Here is a 15,610-nt window from a genome sequence, read left to right as displayed (position 1 = left end):
TATCGTGGCCGTGATCTTGGCCACCACTATAGGCGGGAAGGAGGCCGCGATCGCGCGGGATCTTTGCGACTGTCTGTACGGGCAGGGGGATACGGCCGTCGTCTGCGAGCCCATAAGCCCTGGGGTGTTCTACGCCAAGTTCAGCGACAAGTCCGTGCTGGATAGATGCCTATCCATGAAGTATTTCAAGGCGATGATAAAACGGGTGGAGCTCTACGACGGGGTTTCGGACTCGGCGCCTTCCCAGGGCTATTCCAGGGCGAGGAGGGTCGGCAAGTATATATTTATAAAGTTTTAGGTCTATATATGTATATTTTGTTTTCGTCGTCCTTAGCCACAAGCTCCATATCTGGAACCTCCCAGTAGTAGGAGATTACCAAGGCGTCTTTTCTAAGCTCTTTGTTGAACTTGGCCGCGAGCCTCTCGTTTACGGAAGGCCATTGGAATATATACACGACGTCGGCGTCTCCCAGCGGTATCTTAAACATGTCGCCCCACATGATGCGGCATCTCGGGCATCTGAGCTTACATATCAACGCTCTGATCGGATCTATCTCGACTCCCACCACCTCGGCCCCAGCCCTAGACGCGAGCACTAACACGGCCCCGTATCCGCAACCGAGCTCGTAGAACCGCTTGCCCTTAACGTCGACGAGCTCCAGCGACTTCTTGGCCGCCTTCAGGCTGGACGTGCCGTAGCCGGCCCCTCTGCCGGCTAGATGGGGCCACAACATGTGGAGCGATATCACGAGCGCTATGGCTAACGCTATTGCGTAGAACACCTCCTCACGACCAGGACTCCGTCCCTATAGCCGACCACGACGACGGCCTCGCCTGCCTTGGCCTCGCAACCGTCGCATAGAGCCCTCCAGTATACTCCCCCGACTTTGACCACGCCCTCTGGCTTAAGCCCCTCCACGACCGTCGCCTTTTCATTAAGGGGCACGGGCGGCTTAGGCGGAGGCGGCTTAAACTTTATCCTCGTATATAGGGCCCAGAGGTATATCGCTATGAATATAGAGGCGAGAGCCGCGGCCAGCGCCGACGGTATAACTCCGAAAATGCCGAGCACGACCAGCAAGATCGCCAGCACTAGTAGTAGGATTGTGGAGTGTATCATGTCAGTCTCTTCAAGGCGTAGCGCGTTATGAGCCAGGGATCGTAGTCGCCCTCGGGGTAGAAAGGCTCTCCTTGTGGCAACTCGGCCAGCTCCTCCGCCACCTCGCCAGGCTCTCCGTATACGGCAACGACGTACTCCTTGCTCCCTATAGGCGATGCCGCGGCGAGCGCGTCGCCTATACTATCGCTGGCTGTTAGGTACATTAGGGCCGATATGCGCCAGTCCCGCGCCGGCCTTTTATAGGCGTACGCGTAGGCCATCGCCTGAAGTAGGTACCTCCAGTCCTTGACGGCGTCGGGCCTCACGGCGACGACCAACGCGCGGCGTCCGATCGAGGCGAGCGTATCTCTGTCCAACGGCTTGTCCGACCTAAAAAGGAGTGAGGCGAAGCAAGCGTCGGGGCCGCAGATCGTGCCATACTTAGCGGCGGCCATATGCCTTCGTCGGGTACTCCGACCTCATATTCACGGCCCGGCCAACACTCAGCTCTATAAATACCTTCTCCGCTCGACCGCCGCGACGCCTCGCAACCCGCCTCTAGAGGCGCGCGGGTTCCTGGGGCTCAACACGCAGTTGGCGCAATAAAACCGTCTCTGGGGCGCAAGATAGGAGGTCACAAAAACTTTTAGTTTAGTAGTTTTATTAAGAGAGTAGTTGTCTGAAATTTTTATTAATCCCGGAAGTAGCTCAGATTAATGAGGATCATAGTCAGGGGCGACGCGTTCAGCCCCGATTTCATACCGCCGGCGCTTCCGCACAGAGAGGAGCAGTTGAAACAACTATCCGCATATATGCGCAGTTTCCTCGATAGCCCGGGCTCGTTCTATCCCAGAGCGGTTCTGGTGGGCAGACAGGGGAGCGGCAAGACCGTCACTCTGAGATCCTTCGGAGGCTCAGTGAAGCCGCCGGTCAAGTTCGCCTACGTCTCCTGCTTCATCAACAGAACCTTCACCGCCATAGTGAGCAGCTTGGCGCAACAGCTAGGAATAGTGGTGCCCAAGAGGGGTCTCAGCAGGGACGAGCTCGTCAACGTGTTTTTGGAGCAGATGAGGGACAAGGACCTCTTCGCCATAGTGGCCCTCGACGACGTGTTTAATCTGGCGCCCGACGCCATCTCGATCTTTATCAGGATGGGCCTCGAGACGGACAAGCTGGGCACCCACAGATTCGGGCTTATCTTGGTCAGCCACACGCCCGACTTCATAGACGCGCTGGATCCCTCCACCCGCGGGATCTTGGGCAAGCCCATAGTGAGGTTCCCGCCCTACACCAGAGATCAGATCTTCGACATATTGAGGCAGAGGGCTGAGATAGCGCTGGCGCCGGGATCCTACGACGAGGATATCCTGGACATGATAGCTGACATCACTGGCGCCGAGGAGGGGGCCGAGAACAAGGGCGACGCCAGGGTGGCGCTCGACATACTCTACAGGGCCGCCAACAACGCCGAGAGCGACGGCGTGAGCAGAATTACGCCTGAACACGTCAGGCGGGCCAGCAAGGAGGTGCTGGTGGGGATCTCGTCGGATATCTTGAAGGGCCTTCCGCTACACGCGAAGTTGTTGTTGTTGGCCATAGTGAGGGCGTTGAGGGGCGGAAAGCCCTACGTCACGTTCGGCGAGGTGGAAGAGATGTACAAGGTGGTGTGCGAGGAGTTCGGGCAGAAGCCGAGGACGCACAGCCAGCTCTGGGCCTATCTAGGGGAGCTCAGGAACAAGGGCATAGTCGAGACTCGGCTCAACAAAAAGGGTGAGGGACTGCGCGGCAGGACTACGCTCATCTCGATAGGCACTGAGCCGCTAGACGCGCTGGAGAAAGCCATAACGTCTATGGCGATCGAGGAGCTACGGTGATGGACATAGACTTTGTGCTGGGCGCCAAATCGCGCGTGAGGATAATCCGAGAGCTGTACAACTTATCCGAGATAAACACGACCGATTTGGCCAGGAGGCTCGGCATAAACTACAGCTTGCTGGAGGAGCACTTGAAGGTCTTGAAGGAGGCGGGCATAGTGGAGGAGCACAGGATAGGTCGCATACGGCTGGTCTCCCTAAGGAAGGAGCCCAAGATCCTGCAACTGGCCAAGATACTCGCGGAGCTAGCTACTGAGTAGAGTTTTTATATCTGTCGTCGATATAGATAGGTGTCTACTTATATTTTCTAGGATTTTCTCATTCTTCTTAGATAGAAAAGATAGGACGTTAAGCAACTCCGATGAGACGTAGCTAGCGGATAGGTGGAGCTCCTGCGACAGGTACTGGACGACCAGCTCCCGCCTCCTCCGGGCCTCCTTGGAGCGGGCCAGCATCAAGATGCGCTGGGGGAATTGGTACTTGAAGAATCTAGGTAGCCTCGGCTTCCCCGGGACGAGCGCTATGCCCGCCAGCATAATCTCCGTCATGTACGGCATGAGCTCCCACTCGCCGGTCTTCCTGATCCTGGCCAATATTATGTCGGCCTTGCTCAGCCTGTCCATGGCCGCGGCGGCCGCCGAGGGGTCCTTGTAGACCCGGGGGACGTTCTCCGAGGCCCAGGCGAAGAACTGCTCCCAGTCGAAGGACGGCATGAAGGATATGGCTCTCGCGTCGTCGAACCAATTGGCTCTGAAAACCCTGTCGAGGACCTCGAACATAGAGAGCTGTGGGTTCCTCTCGCCGACTCTCTTTATGTCGTCGACGGTCAGCGTCTTCTTACCGCCGGCGAAGAGCTGGAGGTCGTTTATTGCCGCTCTGAGGTCGCCGTCAGACGAGCGGGCCAGCGCGCGTAGGGCGTCCTCCTCGCACTTTATTTTCTCCGAATCGCATATCCTCCTCAACACCTCGACTACGTCGTCCTCGGCGAGCCTCCTCAGGCTCACCACAAGGCTTACGTCCCTAAGCGGCCGAAGCCTTTGGTCCCACGGGTTGTTGGCGGTCATCACTATGGGCACCCTCGCCGTCTCTATCAAGTCTATTATGGAGTTGAGCCCGCCTAAGTCCTCCTTGGGGTTGAGCCCGTCCACCTCGTCGAAGAGGATGAGCCTCCCGGCGTACCCGAACAAGGAACCCTCCCTGAGCCCCCGGCCCACCACCTCCCTTATCCTCTCGGCGGTCCTGACATCGCTCGCGTTGAGCTCCACCAGCTCGTAGTTTATTTCGTTGGCCAGGGCGTGGACCAGCGTGGTCTTCCCTATGCCGGGCGGCCCGGCCAACAGAACGGCCTTGGCCTCGGATATCTTCTTGTCCTTGTTCTTGGCCCAGGCCTTGCAGAACTGTTCCGGGGCCCTAAACCTCGCGCATACCCACGAGGCGAGGGCGTATTTCGCCTCCTCCTGATCTACGACTTCCTTGAACGTGCGCGGGCGGTACTTCTCGACCCAAGGCAACATTACCGCTTCTTCGCCGTAGCCTTGCCCTTAGAGCCTATGGCGGCTAGCTTGACTAGCATGTATGTTAGTTGTAGCTCCTCGTCGGAGCCCTCGGCCAGCCTGTAGTCCACGTCGGATAACAGCTCCGCCACGGCGACCTTGGTCTCGTCGTCCAGCTGAATCCGCGGCAACTCCCTCTGCAGTGCTCTTAAGAAATCGACTCCGGCGATGCCCTTCATGTACATCAAGTCCCGCAACTTCTCCCTGGCCTTCTCCACATCGCCCGAGAGGGCCGTGTTGAAGACGTCGAGGATCTCGCTTGGGCGGGCCGCAGAAGCCACAGCGGCTACGCTCTCCTTGTCGACAGATCGGCTTGCAGCCGCGGCCATCTGGAGGAGGTTTATGGCCCTCCTCATGTCGCCCTGAGAGATCTCGTATATGGCGTCTATCCCGTCCTCGGTGACCGTGATGCCCTCCTGCTTGGCTATATATGCGAGCCTCTTGGCCATCAATTCCTTGGGCATAGGGGGGAATCTAAAGACGGCGCATCTCGAAATTATCGGGTCTATAATTCTCGACACGTAGTTTGCTAGTAGTATGAATCTTGTGGTGTTTGCGTACATCTCCATTATTCTCCTGAGGGCTTGTTGTGCGTCCGATGTCATGTTGTCGGCTTCGTCTAGTATCACGAGCTTGAAGGGGGCTTTGCCCACGGGGGCTGTTCTGGCGAATTCCTTCACTCTCTCCCTAATTACGTTTATCCCTCTCTCGTCCGAGGCGTTTAGCTCCAGCGTGTTCTCCCGCCAAGCGTCTCCGTACAGCTCTCTTGCGAGGACTAAGGCCATCGTCGTCTTGCCAGTGCCCGGAGGCCCGTAGAAGAGGAGATGCGGCATATTGCCCGCCTTGACAAATTCCTTAAGCCTAGCCTTAACCTCCTCCAAATCCACAACCTCCTCGAAAGAACGAGGACGGTACTTCTCAAACCAGAAGAGCTCGCCCAGCGACATGTAATCTCATAGGAAGTCTATTAATAAATCGAGATCTCCGGCGTGCGGTATTATCTGGAGGCCGCCGCCAGACGCTCCAGCTCGTCCTTGCGCCTAATCGCGAAGCTTCTGGGATCGTTCGAGGCCGCCGCTATTATCTCGTCGGCTAGGCACTCCTCTATAGGCCTGGCGTTGTTGAACGAACAGGCACGCGAGCCTTCGGCCATCCAGTGTATGGCCAAATCAAGTCTGCGTTGCGGGGATACGTCCACCGAGACCGAGTAGGCGATGCCGCCCATTATTATACGCGTGATCTCCTCGCGCGGGGCCGCGTTTATTATAGCGTCTATGTATACTTGGAGCGGGTTCTTGCCTGTTTTGTAGTGTATTATCTCGAACGCCCTCTTGACTATATTATACGCCTTGTGTTTCTTGCCGGCGTTTCGCCCCGGCCTCATCATGAGGTTTATGAGCCTCTCGACGATGGGGATCTGGGTCTTCCCAAAACGCCTATTCTGGAATCGCCCCTCCGTGTGCGGCAGATACACAGGCTTTAGGCATATGTACCTCCTCAAGCCCGGATCCCTCACAACGACGTCATCGTAGGGCCATTTGCCGAAGAGCAAGATCTGGCCGTCGTTGTAGGTCCTTATATCGCGGGGGCATTCCTCCACTATAGGGACATCCTCGACGTACTCCACCTTAGCCCCCTTAGGCAACTGCTCGCCGAATATAGACGGCGAAGACATTGGGACGGAGATTGTGGCTATATTTAAACCTTAAAGGAAGGAACGGGAAAAATTGGGGGTTTTTGGCTTGTTATTTCTTCTTGCCGATGAGGCGCCAGACTTTTATGCCGGTGTAGGGCGATGTGGCTACTGCGAATATCATGGGGCCTCTGGCTGTGTTCTTCTCCACAGTTTCGTACTTATCAGTCTCAAACGCCTGCTTCGCCTTAATATCGTAGAACTTCAGCTTCTGCGGCATGGCATTACAAAAATAGATATTTATAAACTTTTCGTGCAAAATAGAATGCTGGATATTATATACCATATAAGATGGATATTATATAAAAAGAGAAAATACGGTTTTTTCTTTAACAATTTTATACAATATGATCGAGGAAGTACAGAAAAGCGAAAACCTCAACAAGATTTTCAATAATATGGCTGTTCTACTAGACGGCTGTAAGCCCCTTTCTTCTTAACGTTTCTCTCATCGCGCTGGCCAAAAGCCTGGCCACCCTCAGCGGCTCAGGCCTCTTGCCGTACCTCCTCGTCAAAAGGGCTGCGCGGTAGGCGTCGCCGGGCGGGAGCCCCCACGACCTCACGTAGAGCCGCCCCCCGTCGGGATAGGCGAATTCCACAGGCCGGCCGAGCCTCGATATGCGCTCCCACCTAGAGGGCCCGTCGGGGAAGAGCTTCTTGACGGCCGCCTCGACGTCGCCTTCAGGCTTCTCGAATACATAACACGCCGTGGGGAGGCCGGTATTCATCCATATCGCCTCGCCGTCTATCCAGTTATAGAAAGAGACTATACATCCGTCTAACATGACCATATGTATGTCCGGCCTCCTAAGCCTCTCCACCACGGTCAGAGCCGCGGCGGTCCCGTCGACGCCCCCCAGCGTGGCCTCGCCGTAGGCCACCGCCTCTATGTAGCCGTCCCTACGCATGAGGACTCCGGCGTAAATCGAGCGGCCCTCCCCAAGCCTGAAGCTCTCGGCTATGCCTATAACCCTGAAGTTTTTCTGGAGCCAGCTCATCTCAGGAACACCTTGAGGAAGTCCCCCTCCCTCCTTATAGCCCCCCTGGTGCACATCAAGGCGCACGCGCCGCAGCCCACGCAGGAGCTCAATAGCTCGGGCACTCCGCGTTCGCCCTGCCTCAACGCGTCGCAGTTAGTGATAAAACAGTCGCCGCATCTATCGCAGAGGTCGGGATCCACTACGTATCTTCCCGAAAATAGGGACGGGGAATACCCCACAACACCCCTAGAGAAAAGCTCGCAGGGGTTCCCGGACGCGTCTAGGTCGACCAGATAGCCCCCGAGCTCGACCGCGGCGCCGTCAGCGCCTCTAGATATGGCCACGACCGGGCCCGCCTTATATCCCCCCAACAGGATTCCCCTAGCTATGGCCGAGGACGGTATAGGCTGGACCGACACGTCTACCACGTCGGCCAGAGTCCGCGGCGATATGTAGGTCGGGAGCACTTGGAAGTCGGGCCTCTCGGCGTCGCCGAACTCTAGGCATATGTCCGACACCACAATGGGCACATCGACGCGCAACTTGAGGAGGTTGTATAGGCAGGCGAACAGCGGGAGGTACGCCTTGTCTCTGGAGATCTCCCTGCAACGGATCCAGCGTCTGGGCTTCAGATAGTTCTTGTTGAATGTGGAGACTCTGTAGGGCGCCGCCGCGGGCTCCTCGCCGTCGTAGCCCACCGGTATCTGCCTCAACTCGGAGAACCTCACCGCCTCTTCGAGATCCCGGAAACAAGGCAACCCGTCGGGGCAGGGCGATAGGAGCAATGCCCCCCAGACTCCGGTCTCCAATATGGCGGCTATCCACTCCTTATCGAAGCGGCCTACGGCGAGAGCCCTCCTGAAAGTTATGGAGAGGCCGTACGAGATCCCGAGGGCCGTTAGGTCGCCGAGCTCCTCCCCCCTGACTACGAACTCTATCATGGTCTAGCCAGCTTCAGCCGGACGACGACTTTCATGAGCGCGTTCTTCTCGTGGGGAAAGTCGTCGAGAGGCCGAGGCCCGTTTTGTTTAACCCATATACAATTTTCGGAAAGATATATATTGCCTGTATTTAAATCCAATATTAATGGAAACATTTTACATGCTAAAGGCTTCTTATCATGTATAGTACATTTTCTGGATTTTTTGTCGAAAAACGGACACCACCCCCTCACGATCCATCTATATATCTTCACGCCGTTGAACTCGCCCAGCTCTCTAAACGATAGCTCGACGCCTCTTCGCGACGCCTCCTCCTTTAGCCTCAACACCTCCTCGTGAAAGACAGTGGGCATCTGCTCCTCGGAGTCGAAATAGCAACAGTCGGCCGGACAGCCTATCGGACACTCGAAAGGCACTTGGAGGCCCCCGACTGTGTTTAAATATTAACTCCCAGAATCTAGGTATCAATTTTTAGAACCCTCTTGTCTTATAAGCAAAAGAATAGGCAGAGATGCGGCGTTACGACGAACTGATTATAGATCTTTAACAAATAGAATATTTATACAAGTAAATAAGCCAATATCAAGATCTTATTTGCATACGCCATGATCCCTTTAATTTCTTAGAGCATAATAATCAAGTTTTTAGATTTGCAATCTCTCGCTACTTACATAAAATAGCCTTTCTAATTATTTAGAGAAAACTTTAAATCTAAGAAAATACGAACCGCCATGCCGAAGAAGAAAGAGGAGAAGAAGGAGCAACAGCAACAGAAGAAGTAAGCCCTGTTACAACCTAAATGAGCCTTCCTTTTTTCCTTTCGCCCCTTTTCCGATACATGTTATATACCGCGGGATCCGAGCACGAGGCGTCGAGGCTGGCTTCGCGCCGGCTTCAACCTAAGCTCGGTCCGTAAATTTAAAAATAGGTCTTATGAGGGAATCTCACATGCCTAAGGTAATCGAAATTGGGAGAGTTGTGGTCAAGGTCTTGGGAAGGGAGGCGGGCAGGAAGGCTGTCGTCGTGGATATCGTGGACGACAACTACGTCGTCATAACGGGCCCGAAAAGCCTCACAGGGGTTAAGAGGAGGAGGGTCAACGTCAACCACATAGAGCCCACCGACAAGAAGATCGATATAAAGCGCGGGGCCAGCGACGAAGAGGTCCTCAAGGCGGTGGAGGCCGCGGGCTTGGCCCAGTATATGAAGGAGCGGGTCAAGCCGAAGTTCGAAGGCGTGGTGTCGGAGCTTTGATGTGTCTCTTTGTTCTAGAGATATCTACATAAAGGCGCCTAACGAGCAGACCGACCCCCGGTGGGGGAAAAGCCCCGGAGATAGGCCCGTCGAGGAGCACATAAGATACTCCCTAGTGATTTTGGACAAGCCGCGCGGGCCCTCGAGCCACGAGGCCGTCGCCTGGCTCAAGAAAATACTCGGCGTAGATGTCGCGGGGCACTCGGGCACTCTCGACCCCAATGTCTCCGGCGTATTGCCGGTGGCCGTGGCCGAGGGGACCAAGGTCTTGATGGCGCTGTCGAGAGCCGACAAGGTCTACGTGGCGGTGGCCAAATTCCACGGCGATGTGGACGAGGAGAGGCTCAAGTCAGTCCTGGCGCGCTTCACCGGCGAGATCTACCAGAGGCCTCCTCTGAGATCCGCCGTGAAGAGACAACTGCGCACGAGGCGCGTGTACTCGCTCGAGCTTCTGGAGCTGGACGGGAGGTACGCCGTGTTGAGGATGCACGTGGAGGCCGGCACCTACGCCAGGAAGTTGATACACGACATCGGCGAGGTGCTCGGCGTGAGCGCCAACATGAGGGAGCTGAGAAGAGTAGCCGTCGCGTGCTTCGACGAGAGGGAGGCCGTGACGCTACAAGACGTGGCCGACGCGGTTTACGTCTGGAGGAACTACGGCGACGACACCGCCTTGAGGCAGGTCCTCAAGCCCATCGAGGAGATAGCCAGAGGTTTGGCCAAGATCTGGATCAAGGACGGGGCCGTCGACGCCATATGCCACGGGGCCCCCCTCGCGGCGCCCGGGGTGGTCAAGTTCGAGACGCCCTTCAACAAGGGCGATCTGGTGGCCTACTTCACCCTTAAAGGCGAGCTCGTCGGCGTGGGCAGAGCGCTGGTGTCCAGCGACGATCTCAAGAACATGGAGAGAGGGCTCGTCGCGAGGACCGACAGAGTCCTCATGAAGCCCGGCACGTACCCCGCCACGTGGAGGGAGAAAAAACGTTTAAATGAAAAAACTGGATAGGCCGTGGATTTGCCTGTCAGGCGCATAGTCATCGACGCCGCTATACCCACAAAGGACATCTCTATAGTGGATGTGGCCAAGTCGCTGTACGAGGCGCGCGGCGTCAAGGCCGTCAGAGTCACGGTGGACGACGTGGACGTCGACGTGCTGGGCTTGATGATAATCGTGGAGGGCGAGGGCATAGACGTGAGGGAGGTGCAAGAGGCCATAGAGAAGGTCGGCGGCGTCGTGCACTCCCTGGACGAGGTCGTCGTGGGCGAGTACATCCCCCGCACGACGGAGGAAGGCGATAGATGAGGTACGCGGTCCTGGGGCTCCTCGACGGGATGATCACCGCCATAGGGCTGACGTCCGGCGCCCTCATCCGCGGCCACTCCATAGGCCTCCAGGAGGCCGCGTCCATAGCGGTCGTCGTGGCTACGATAAACGGCTTGACTAGCTTCGTCGCCGAGTACTCGCACCAGAGGGCGTCGTTGAGGGATATAGAGTACAAGATATCGTTGAGGTCGACGGGCAGGATTCTGAGGAGCTTGGTGCACAGACGCGCCCTCGCCCGCTCGTTGCGCTCGGCCTTGTTCATGTTCGCCTCGTCTCTCGCCGGCGCCTCCTCGGTGCTGATACCGGCGTCTATCAAGGCCGTGTTCGGGCTGTACGCCCTCGGCGTCTTGGTCCTGGCTGCGTCGATAGGCTTGGCCAAGACGCCGGAGGAGTTCGGCGAGTGGCTCGTGATGATAGGAGCGTCGGCGGCTGTAGGCCTCGCCGTCGGCTTGTTGTTCCCCCTAGCAGCATGAGCTTTTTAAAGCCTCCTCGATAGGTAGGCCGTGTCGACTCTACCGATCGAGTACATAAGGATGAGCCGCATGTTCAGAGAAGTGGTCGAGGGCAAGGAGATAGTGTCCTTCGAGGTCCCCGCCCACAAGTTCTTCGCCAGAAACGAGGTCCTCTACCTCTCGACTGTGCTGGACTACGACGCCAGGAAGCTGGAGAACATGATATCCGACATGAAGTACGGGAGGGTCGTCGTGGAGAAGATGTGGGCCGTCCGGCTGGACGCCGATATGTTCAAGGAGTCCAAGAAGGTTCTCCTCCCCGACTTAGCGTCGAACCAAATAGACGGAAACGTGGAGGACGTTGAGGGCGGCCACGTGGTCAACATACACGTCAACGGCATCAAGGACCTCGTGAGGGTGGCCGTGTTCGACAAACAGAGCTACAAGGACATTGTGATAGTCAGGAGGAGCCCGCTCCCGGCGTTGATCAGATACGCCGCCTTCGTCTAGCTAGATGATCTCTATCTCCACCCTACGCCCCAAGGACGTAAGGCCCAGAGGCAGTTTGGGCCTGCTCCCCGAGCCCTCGCCGAGATCCACCACGACGCCGCTCCCAAACACGCGCTCCAGGGCGTCCAGCGAGTCTGCGCGCGCCGCCACGGCCCTCACCTTGCCCTCCACGTCGCGCAACAGCCTGGCGTAGAGGTTGGGGTAGTACGCCAGGAGCTCCCCGTCGTCTATCAAGACGACGTCGTAGTCCCTAGGCGCCGGGAACCCCACCAGCTTGAAGTGGCGCTCGTAGTACCTCTCGACGTACTCAGCGGCGCCCCAGCCGTAGCGCGCCCACTCCAGCTTGAGGTAGAGGGGATTGAAGCCCGCCTTGTACAACGAGAGCGAGAGGGCCCTCAGCAGAGGAGTCTTCCCCCGCCCCCCGGACACGTAGACGAGCCTCCCCGCCAGGACGTGGGACATGGCAAGGTCGAGCTCGCGCGAGCCGAGCGGCAAGTCCTCCAGGGGCAGTTCCTCCCCCAACATGGTCTGTGGGGCCCAGACGTTAATTAGAGCTCTAGATAAGACCCTCCAGCTCGTCCAAGTATACTTCGCGGCCTCGCTTTATGGAGACCTCGGCGGCGTCGCAGAGCTTCAAGGTGTAGACTATATCCTCGGCGGGGACGACATAGCCGCCGCGGCCCGCCACGGCCTTCAAGAACTCCCTGTCTTGGGCCAGCAGGGGCTCCTCACCCGACAGCCTCGGGCTCCAGACGCCTTCCCGCCCAAAGAAGGTGAGCGCGTCGGTGGAGAAGTCTATCACGGCCGTGCCCTCGGTGCCCACCACCTCGAACCTCCTGAACTTGTAGGAGGGGGTCCAGCTCGACTCGTAAAAAGACGAGAACTTGTCGCCCCTAGCAAATACTTGCGCGTGGATCACCTGCCCGTCCTCCACGAGGCCGTAGGCCGACACCGAGGAGGCCCTACTGCCGATCGCGTAGAGGGCGAGGTCGAAGTCGTGTATTGTCAAGTCCTTTATGACGCCGACGTCTCCAGGCCGTTGGGGCCTGGGCGAGGTGCGCCTCCCGTATATGGACACCACGCGGCCCAGATCGCCCAGCCTATCTCTCAGATACTTAACGGCGGGGTGGAAGCGGAGCACGTAGCCCGTCGTCACGACGACCCCCCTCGCCCTGTCGAGGAGCTCCACCGCCTGCAGGTAGTTCTCCGTGAATGGCTTCTCGACTAAAAGGGACACGCCCGCCGAGAGGAGGACGGACGCGTGATCCCTATGCATCTTAGTCGGCGTGGCGACCACCGCGGCGTCCACATCCGCCTTCACCGCCTCGTCTATAGACCGCAACGGCCTGGCCCCGTAGACCTTCTCGGCCCACCTAAGCCTGCCCTCGTCGATATCCACGGCGTAGAGCTCGTCCACTAGGCCCTCCGCCGAGAGCAACTTGAAAACCCTCACGTGATTCTTCCCCCAACCCCCGACGCCGATCACGGCCACTTTCAGCATATGAGGCGCCCCCGAGCCGACCTATATATGGATTGCCCCGCCCGAGCCCGCAGTCTGCGAGAGGCCTCCCGGCGCCATGTAGGATTTTTGTCGGAACCTCGGCGCGCCCATGACGAGGGCTAAAAGAGCTGACGCAGAGGACCGTCCTCTGAGGGCGCGGCCCCTGGCTATCTTGGGATGCACGGCGCCTTGACCCAAAGCCAGCTCACGGGGGCAACCGGGGACGGCTCCAGCGGTGTCTCTACGTCCTCGAGAGGGGCAAGGTGAGGGGCGTCAGTAGCTCTGGACAGCCCAGCGCGCACTCCTCAGCCAGTAGCCAAGCTCAGTATCTCCGGGACAGCGCCTAGAGCTATAGGCAAATGACGCCAGATTCGAGGCCAGAGCGATGGAGCCCCGGCCGGGACATTCGGGGACGACCCTTTCGAACCCGGGACCTCCCGCTTACGAGGCAGACGCGGAGCTTAGCTCCTGGGCGCTCCAACCGGGCTGAGCTACCGGGGCCCCAACGGCATAAGATAGCCGAATATTAATTTTTTAGCCTCCCGCAACACGGCATACGCAACGGGTCGGCCTGGGCGGGGAGGAAGCCGGGCATACGAAGCTTGAGCCGCCGCGTATTCTCCGGACGCGAAACCGCCCGCCAGCGAGGAGGCCGGCGGACTGCGTTTGTCGAGGCATACGGGGAGGTGTGCCGTGGGCGGGCTGGGCCAGAGGAGGATCTGGCTGAGAGCTGGGGTAAAGCTTTTTTAGCGGAGCTTTCGTCCTAGGCTATGGGGCCGTAGTCTAGCTTGGTAGGATGCCGGCCTGGGGCCGAGCCCCGTCGTCGGAGCGCCGGTGAGCCCGGGTTCAGGGAGATCCCGCCCAGAAATCCCGGCGGCCCCACCATAGTTTTATCGTAAAGGCGATACATACCGCGAGAACTAGCCGGCCCTACGAAGATGAAGGGGGAGAGATCCGCCGAGCAGGTCCCCCAGCAACCGACAGAGCCGGGGTTATATAGTGCTGACGCTCTCGGCTGGAAGATGTTCCGCGGCTCGCGGAGAGGGAGGCCGCCGTGTTGGACGCGTCTATAGAGATCGCAGAGCCGGCCCATATGGGGGATAGCACATGCCAGAACAGGCGGCGTGCCTACGGAGGCCGGCCGCACGCCCGCGGACGATGCCGCGCGCCGCCTGAGTTGTGGAGGCCGCGGCGCGCCTCGCATAATTAGATGGAGGGGCGATCTAATGGCCATATTCGCCACCGACGGCCTCATGGTGGAGGCGGGCAGGCTGGCGGGGCCCTCCTGGTGTATCCCTTGGTCTCGCTTTCGGTGGAGGGGGCTTCGCCACCGCCGCCGTAATTATGACGGCCGCGGCTTTAGTCCTCACGCCGTACTTCAAGCCCTAGGCAGGCGGGACTTCTCAAGGAGCGTCTTAGAGGCGCAGTAGAACACGCCGCGCCCCTCCGCCGATGCGTCCGACGTCGCGCCTTAATAGATAGCCGTACAGATCCTGCGGTTAAGGCAACGTAGAGGTTTGGGATACGAGCCGAATGGCATTACGACAATGATAAATGTCTGCCCCCTACGACGCCACTAACCGCCTTGCCTGTCTTTCGGGCCGATGGGGGATCTGCTCGGCGACGAAAGGCGTCTCCCCGCGACCGAGTACATTGCCTCGGCGAAAGAGCCTCGCGTAGGGCATCCGGCCATGCAGAACTAGCGGGCCCGGCGGGATTTGAACCCGCGACCTACGGCTCCGCAGGCCGCCGCGCTGATCCAGGCTGCGCTACGGGCCCTCTTTACTTATTTCTCCTATATTTTTAAGCTTTGCTCACAACGTCGTCGAGCCGGCGCCTCATCGCCAATACGGTATCAAACAACGGAATAGGCCGTGCCGATCGCGGCTACGTCTAAGGAAGTAGAGGGATGGGGCCGCCGGGATTTGAACCCGGGATCACACGGGCTTGCTCACGGCTGGGCCGCGCCTCGCCGTACCGAGCCGTGCGTCCTACCAGGCTAGACTACGGCCCGGTAGCGTATCTTGGTTCGGCTTAAAAAGTTTGCCCGCATCTGCCAGCTTGCCTTCAGTCGGCGCCGGAGCTACTGACGCGGCCTCGCGGCCGGCCCGATCTGCCGGATCGGCACGGACGCGTCATGTTGGACCGGCTTGGTAGCGGCGTAGCTGGCTTGAAGAGATCTGGAGAAGTGCCGCAGATACTGAAGGAGGCCCTATGCGAAGCCGAGCTCTCGGAAGACTTTCTGAAGAGCGGGGTGTATGGAGGCGCCGCCAGCGGGGCGCTCCAGGCCGTGAAGGGCCTATCTGGCGGCAGAGGGAAGGGATCGCTGGCGCAGTTATCTGCGAGAGGGAGCTGAGGGGTCGCGAAGGTGGAGCATTAGCGGGGGATTTCCGAGGACGTCCTCGGGGCGCCAGCCCCACTGGGCGCGG

21 protein-coding genes and 4 tRNA genes are annotated in these 15,610 nt (G+C 58.5%); 10 read left to right on the top strand and 15 right to left on the bottom strand.

Annotation, left to right across the window (positions count from 1 at the left end):
- The first annotated feature begins 4 nt into the window (after positions 1 to 4).
- Complete coding sequence (locus TUZN_RS07945; RefSeq protein ID WP_013680444.1) at positions 5 to 298, top strand: DUF3195 domain-containing protein; 294 nt, start codon at positions 5 to 7, stop codon at positions 296 to 298.
- Here TUZN_RS07945 and TUZN_RS07940 read toward each other — a convergent pair.
- The 3 genes from TUZN_RS07940 to TUZN_RS07930 are packed head-to-tail and all read right to left on the bottom strand — an operon-like array spanning position 285 to position 1,554.
- The gene (locus TUZN_RS07940) at positions 285 to 782 is read right to left on the bottom strand and encodes a class I SAM-dependent methyltransferase (RefSeq protein ID WP_013680443.1); all 498 of its coding nucleotides are present in this window, start codon (positions 780 to 782) and stop codon (positions 285 to 287) included. The two genes, TUZN_RS07945 and TUZN_RS07940, sit on opposite strands and share 14 nt — an antisense overlap.
- Entirely contained in the window at positions 767 to 1,120 is a 354-nt protein-coding gene (locus TUZN_RS07935) for an NfeD family protein (protein WP_148678628.1), read from the bottom strand. The genes TUZN_RS07940 and TUZN_RS07935 overlap by 16 nt, the downstream gene beginning before the upstream one ends.
- Entirely contained in the window at positions 1,117 to 1,554 is a 438-nt protein-coding gene (locus TUZN_RS07930) for a hypothetical protein (RefSeq protein ID WP_013680441.1), read from the bottom strand. The genes TUZN_RS07935 and TUZN_RS07930 overlap by 4 nt, the downstream gene beginning before the upstream one ends.
- A gap of 261 nt (positions 1,555 to 1,815) precedes the next feature.
- Between TUZN_RS07930 and TUZN_RS07925 the strand changes: the two genes are divergently transcribed.
- Together TUZN_RS07925 and TUZN_RS07920 are read left to right on the top strand one after the other, a co-directional pair.
- Positions 1,816 to 2,973, top strand: a complete 1,158-nt coding sequence (locus TUZN_RS07925) for an ORC1-type DNA replication protein (protein ID WP_013680440.1) — start codon at positions 1,816 to 1,818, stop codon at positions 2,971 to 2,973.
- Positions 2,973 to 3,233 carry an ArsR/SmtB family transcription factor gene (locus TUZN_RS07920; RefSeq protein ID WP_013680439.1) on the top strand — a complete coding sequence of 87 codons (261 nt, stop codon included), beginning with the start codon at positions 2,973 to 2,975 and terminating at the stop codon, positions 3,231 to 3,233. The genes TUZN_RS07925 and TUZN_RS07920 overlap by 1 nt, the downstream gene beginning before the upstream one ends.
- Here TUZN_RS07920 and TUZN_RS07915 read toward each other — a convergent pair.
- The 7 genes from TUZN_RS07915 to TUZN_RS07885 form a co-directional block, all read right to left on the bottom strand.
- Entirely contained in the window at positions 3,219 to 4,487 is a 1,269-nt protein-coding gene (locus TUZN_RS07915) for a replication factor C large subunit (RefSeq protein WP_013680438.1), read from the bottom strand. The genes TUZN_RS07920 and TUZN_RS07915 overlap by 15 nt on opposite strands.
- Positions 4,487 to 5,467 carry a replication factor C small subunit gene (locus tag TUZN_RS07910; RefSeq protein WP_052886328.1) on the bottom strand — a complete coding sequence of 327 codons (981 nt, stop codon included), beginning with the start codon at positions 5,465 to 5,467 and terminating at the stop codon, positions 4,487 to 4,489. Before TUZN_RS07910 ends, TUZN_RS07915 begins: the two co-directional genes overlap by 1 nt.
- 56 nt (positions 5,468 to 5,523) lie before the next feature.
- Positions 5,524 to 6,201, bottom strand: a complete 678-nt coding sequence (locus TUZN_RS07905; RefSeq protein ID WP_013680436.1) for a 30S ribosomal protein S7 — start codon at positions 6,199 to 6,201, stop codon at positions 5,524 to 5,526.
- 70 nt (positions 6,202 to 6,271) lie between these two features.
- Positions 6,272 to 6,439: a DNA-binding protein CC1 gene (gene cc1 / locus TUZN_RS11365; RefSeq protein WP_013680911.1), complete on the bottom strand. Its 168-nt coding sequence runs from the start codon at positions 6,437 to 6,439 to the stop codon at positions 6,272 to 6,274.
- Between the two features lie 190 nt (positions 6,440 to 6,629).
- Complete coding sequence (locus tag TUZN_RS07895) at positions 6,630 to 7,217, bottom strand: endonuclease dU (RefSeq protein ID WP_013680434.1); 588 nt, start codon at positions 7,215 to 7,217, stop codon at positions 6,630 to 6,632.
- Positions 7,214 to 8,140, bottom strand: a complete 927-nt coding sequence (locus tag TUZN_RS07890; RefSeq protein WP_013680433.1) for an indolepyruvate ferredoxin oxidoreductase subunit alpha — start codon at positions 8,138 to 8,140, stop codon at positions 7,214 to 7,216. The genes TUZN_RS07895 and TUZN_RS07890 overlap by 4 nt, the downstream gene beginning before the upstream one ends.
- The gene (locus TUZN_RS07885; RefSeq protein WP_013680432.1) at positions 8,137 to 8,556 is read right to left on the bottom strand and encodes a YkgJ family cysteine cluster protein; all 420 of its coding nucleotides are present in this window, start codon (positions 8,554 to 8,556) and stop codon (positions 8,137 to 8,139) included. The genes TUZN_RS07890 and TUZN_RS07885 overlap by 4 nt, the downstream gene beginning before the upstream one ends.
- A 532-nt stretch (positions 8,557 to 9,088) precedes the next feature.
- Here TUZN_RS07885 and TUZN_RS07880 point away from each other — a divergent pair.
- The 5 genes from TUZN_RS07880 to TUZN_RS07860 are packed head-to-tail and all read left to right on the top strand — an operon-like array spanning position 9,089 to position 11,680.
- Positions 9,089 to 9,394: a 50S ribosomal protein L14e gene (locus tag TUZN_RS07880; protein ID WP_013680431.1), complete on the top strand. Its 306-nt coding sequence runs from the start codon at positions 9,089 to 9,091 to the stop codon at positions 9,392 to 9,394.
- A 1-nt stretch (position 9,395) separates the two neighbouring features.
- Positions 9,396 to 10,400, top strand: coding sequence for an RNA-guided pseudouridylation complex pseudouridine synthase subunit Cbf5 (locus tag TUZN_RS07875; protein ID WP_013680430.1), 1,005 nt, complete (start codon positions 9,396 to 9,398; stop codon positions 10,398 to 10,400).
- 3 nt (positions 10,401 to 10,403) lie between these two features.
- Entirely contained in the window at positions 10,404 to 10,697 is a 294-nt protein-coding gene (locus tag TUZN_RS07870) for a DUF211 domain-containing protein (RefSeq protein ID WP_013680429.1), read from the top strand.
- Positions 10,694 to 11,191 (top strand): hypothetical protein, encoded by a 498-nt coding sequence (locus TUZN_RS07865; protein ID WP_013680428.1) that lies wholly within the window; start codon positions 10,694 to 10,696, stop codon positions 11,189 to 11,191. Before TUZN_RS07870 ends, TUZN_RS07865 begins: the two co-directional genes overlap by 4 nt.
- Positions 11,192 to 11,221: 30 nt before the next feature.
- Positions 11,222 to 11,680: a hypothetical protein gene (locus TUZN_RS07860; RefSeq protein WP_013680427.1), complete on the top strand. Its 459-nt coding sequence runs from the start codon at positions 11,222 to 11,224 to the stop codon at positions 11,678 to 11,680.
- Here TUZN_RS07860 and TUZN_RS07855 read toward each other — a convergent pair whose 3' ends face one another.
- The 3 genes from TUZN_RS07855 to TUZN_RS07845 form a co-directional block, all read right to left on the bottom strand.
- Positions 11,681 to 12,205 carry a hypothetical protein gene (locus TUZN_RS07855; protein WP_013680426.1) on the bottom strand — a complete coding sequence of 175 codons (525 nt, stop codon included), beginning with the start codon at positions 12,203 to 12,205 and terminating at the stop codon, positions 11,681 to 11,683.
- Between the two features lie 31 nt (positions 12,206 to 12,236).
- Positions 12,237 to 13,181 (bottom strand): Gfo/Idh/MocA family protein, encoded by a 945-nt coding sequence (locus TUZN_RS07850; protein ID WP_013680425.1) that lies wholly within the window; start codon positions 13,179 to 13,181, stop codon positions 12,237 to 12,239.
- Between the two features lie 386 nt (positions 13,182 to 13,567).
- Positions 13,568 to 13,682 (bottom strand) — tRNA-Thr (locus TUZN_RS07845).
- A gap of 271 nt (positions 13,683 to 13,953) precedes the next feature.
- Between TUZN_RS07845 and TUZN_RS07840 the strand changes: the two genes are divergently transcribed.
- Positions 13,954 to 14,066: transfer RNA gene (locus TUZN_RS07840), tRNA-Pro, on the top strand.
- A gap of 818 nt (positions 14,067 to 14,884) precedes the next feature.
- On the opposite strand, the gene TUZN_RS07830 is transcribed toward TUZN_RS07840, so the two are convergent.
- Positions 14,885 to 14,960 (bottom strand) — tRNA-Arg (locus TUZN_RS07830).
- A 131-nt stretch (positions 14,961 to 15,091) separates the two neighbouring features.
- Positions 15,092 to 15,195 (bottom strand) — tRNA-Pro (locus tag TUZN_RS07825).
- Positions 15,196 to 15,318: 123 nt separating this feature from the next.
- On the opposite strand from TUZN_RS07825, the gene TUZN_RS11295 reads away from it, so the two are divergent.
- A complete protein-coding gene (locus tag TUZN_RS11295; RefSeq protein ID WP_162467468.1) occupies positions 15,319 to 15,537 on the top strand; it encodes a hypothetical protein in 219 nt (72 codons plus the stop codon).
- The last annotated feature ends 73 nt before the right edge of the window (positions 15,538 to 15,610 follow it).

The sequence above is a fragment of the Thermoproteus uzoniensis 768-20 genome (genome assembly GCF_000193375.1).
GTDB lineage: Archaea > Thermoproteota > Thermoprotei > Thermoproteales > Thermoproteaceae > Thermoproteus > Thermoproteus uzoniensis_A.
Note: the sequence above shows the minus strand (reverse complement) of the source record. Positions and strands in the feature narration are given on the sequence as shown.

What these genes read in the sequence shown, in the direction of transcription:
- TUZN_RS07935 (WP_148678628.1), bottom strand. Translation starts at nt 1,120, where the DNA reads ATGATACACTCCACAATCCTACTACTAGTGCTGGCGATCTTGCTGGTC.
- TUZN_RS07930 (WP_013680441.1), bottom strand. Translation starts at nt 1,554, where the DNA reads ATGGCCGCCGCTAAGTATGGCACGATCTGCGGCCCCGACGCTTGCTTC.
- TUZN_RS07925 (WP_013680440.1), top strand. Translation starts at nt 1,816, where the DNA reads ATGAGGATCATAGTCAGGGGCGACGCGTTCAGCCCCGATTTCATACCG.
- TUZN_RS07920 (WP_013680439.1), top strand. Translation starts at nt 2,973, where the DNA reads ATGGACATAGACTTTGTGCTGGGCGCCAAATCGCGCGTGAGGATAATC.
- TUZN_RS07915 (WP_013680438.1), bottom strand. Translation starts at nt 4,487, where the DNA reads ATGTTGCCTTGGGTCGAGAAGTACCGCCCGCGCACGTTCAAGGAAGTC.
- TUZN_RS07905 (WP_013680436.1), bottom strand. Translation starts at nt 6,201, where the DNA reads ATGTCTTCGCCGTCTATATTCGGCGAGCAGTTGCCTAAGGGGGCTAAG.
- cc1 (WP_013680911.1), bottom strand. Translation starts at nt 6,439, where the DNA reads ATGCCGCAGAAGCTGAAGTTCTACGATATTAAGGCGAAGCAGGCGTTT.
- TUZN_RS07895 (WP_013680434.1), bottom strand. Translation starts at nt 7,217, where the DNA reads ATGAGCTGGCTCCAGAAAAACTTCAGGGTTATAGGCATAGCCGAGAGC.
- TUZN_RS07890 (WP_013680433.1), bottom strand. Translation starts at nt 8,140, where the DNA reads ATGATAGAGTTCGTAGTCAGGGGGGAGGAGCTCGGCGACCTAACGGCC.
- TUZN_RS07880 (WP_013680431.1), top strand. Translation starts at nt 9,089, where the DNA reads ATGCCTAAGGTAATCGAAATTGGGAGAGTTGTGGTCAAGGTCTTGGGA.
- TUZN_RS07865 (WP_013680428.1), top strand. Translation starts at nt 10,694, where the DNA reads ATGAGGTACGCGGTCCTGGGGCTCCTCGACGGGATGATCACCGCCATA.
- TUZN_RS07855 (WP_013680426.1), bottom strand. Translation starts at nt 12,205, where the DNA reads ATGTTGGGGGAGGAACTGCCCCTGGAGGACTTGCCGCTCGGCTCGCGC.
- TUZN_RS07850 (WP_013680425.1), bottom strand. Translation starts at nt 13,181, where the DNA reads ATGCTGAAAGTGGCCGTGATCGGCGTCGGGGGTTGGGGGAAGAATCAC.
- TUZN_RS11295 (WP_162467468.1), top strand. Translation starts at nt 15,319, where the DNA reads ATGTTGGACCGGCTTGGTAGCGGCGTAGCTGGCTTGAAGAGATCTGGA.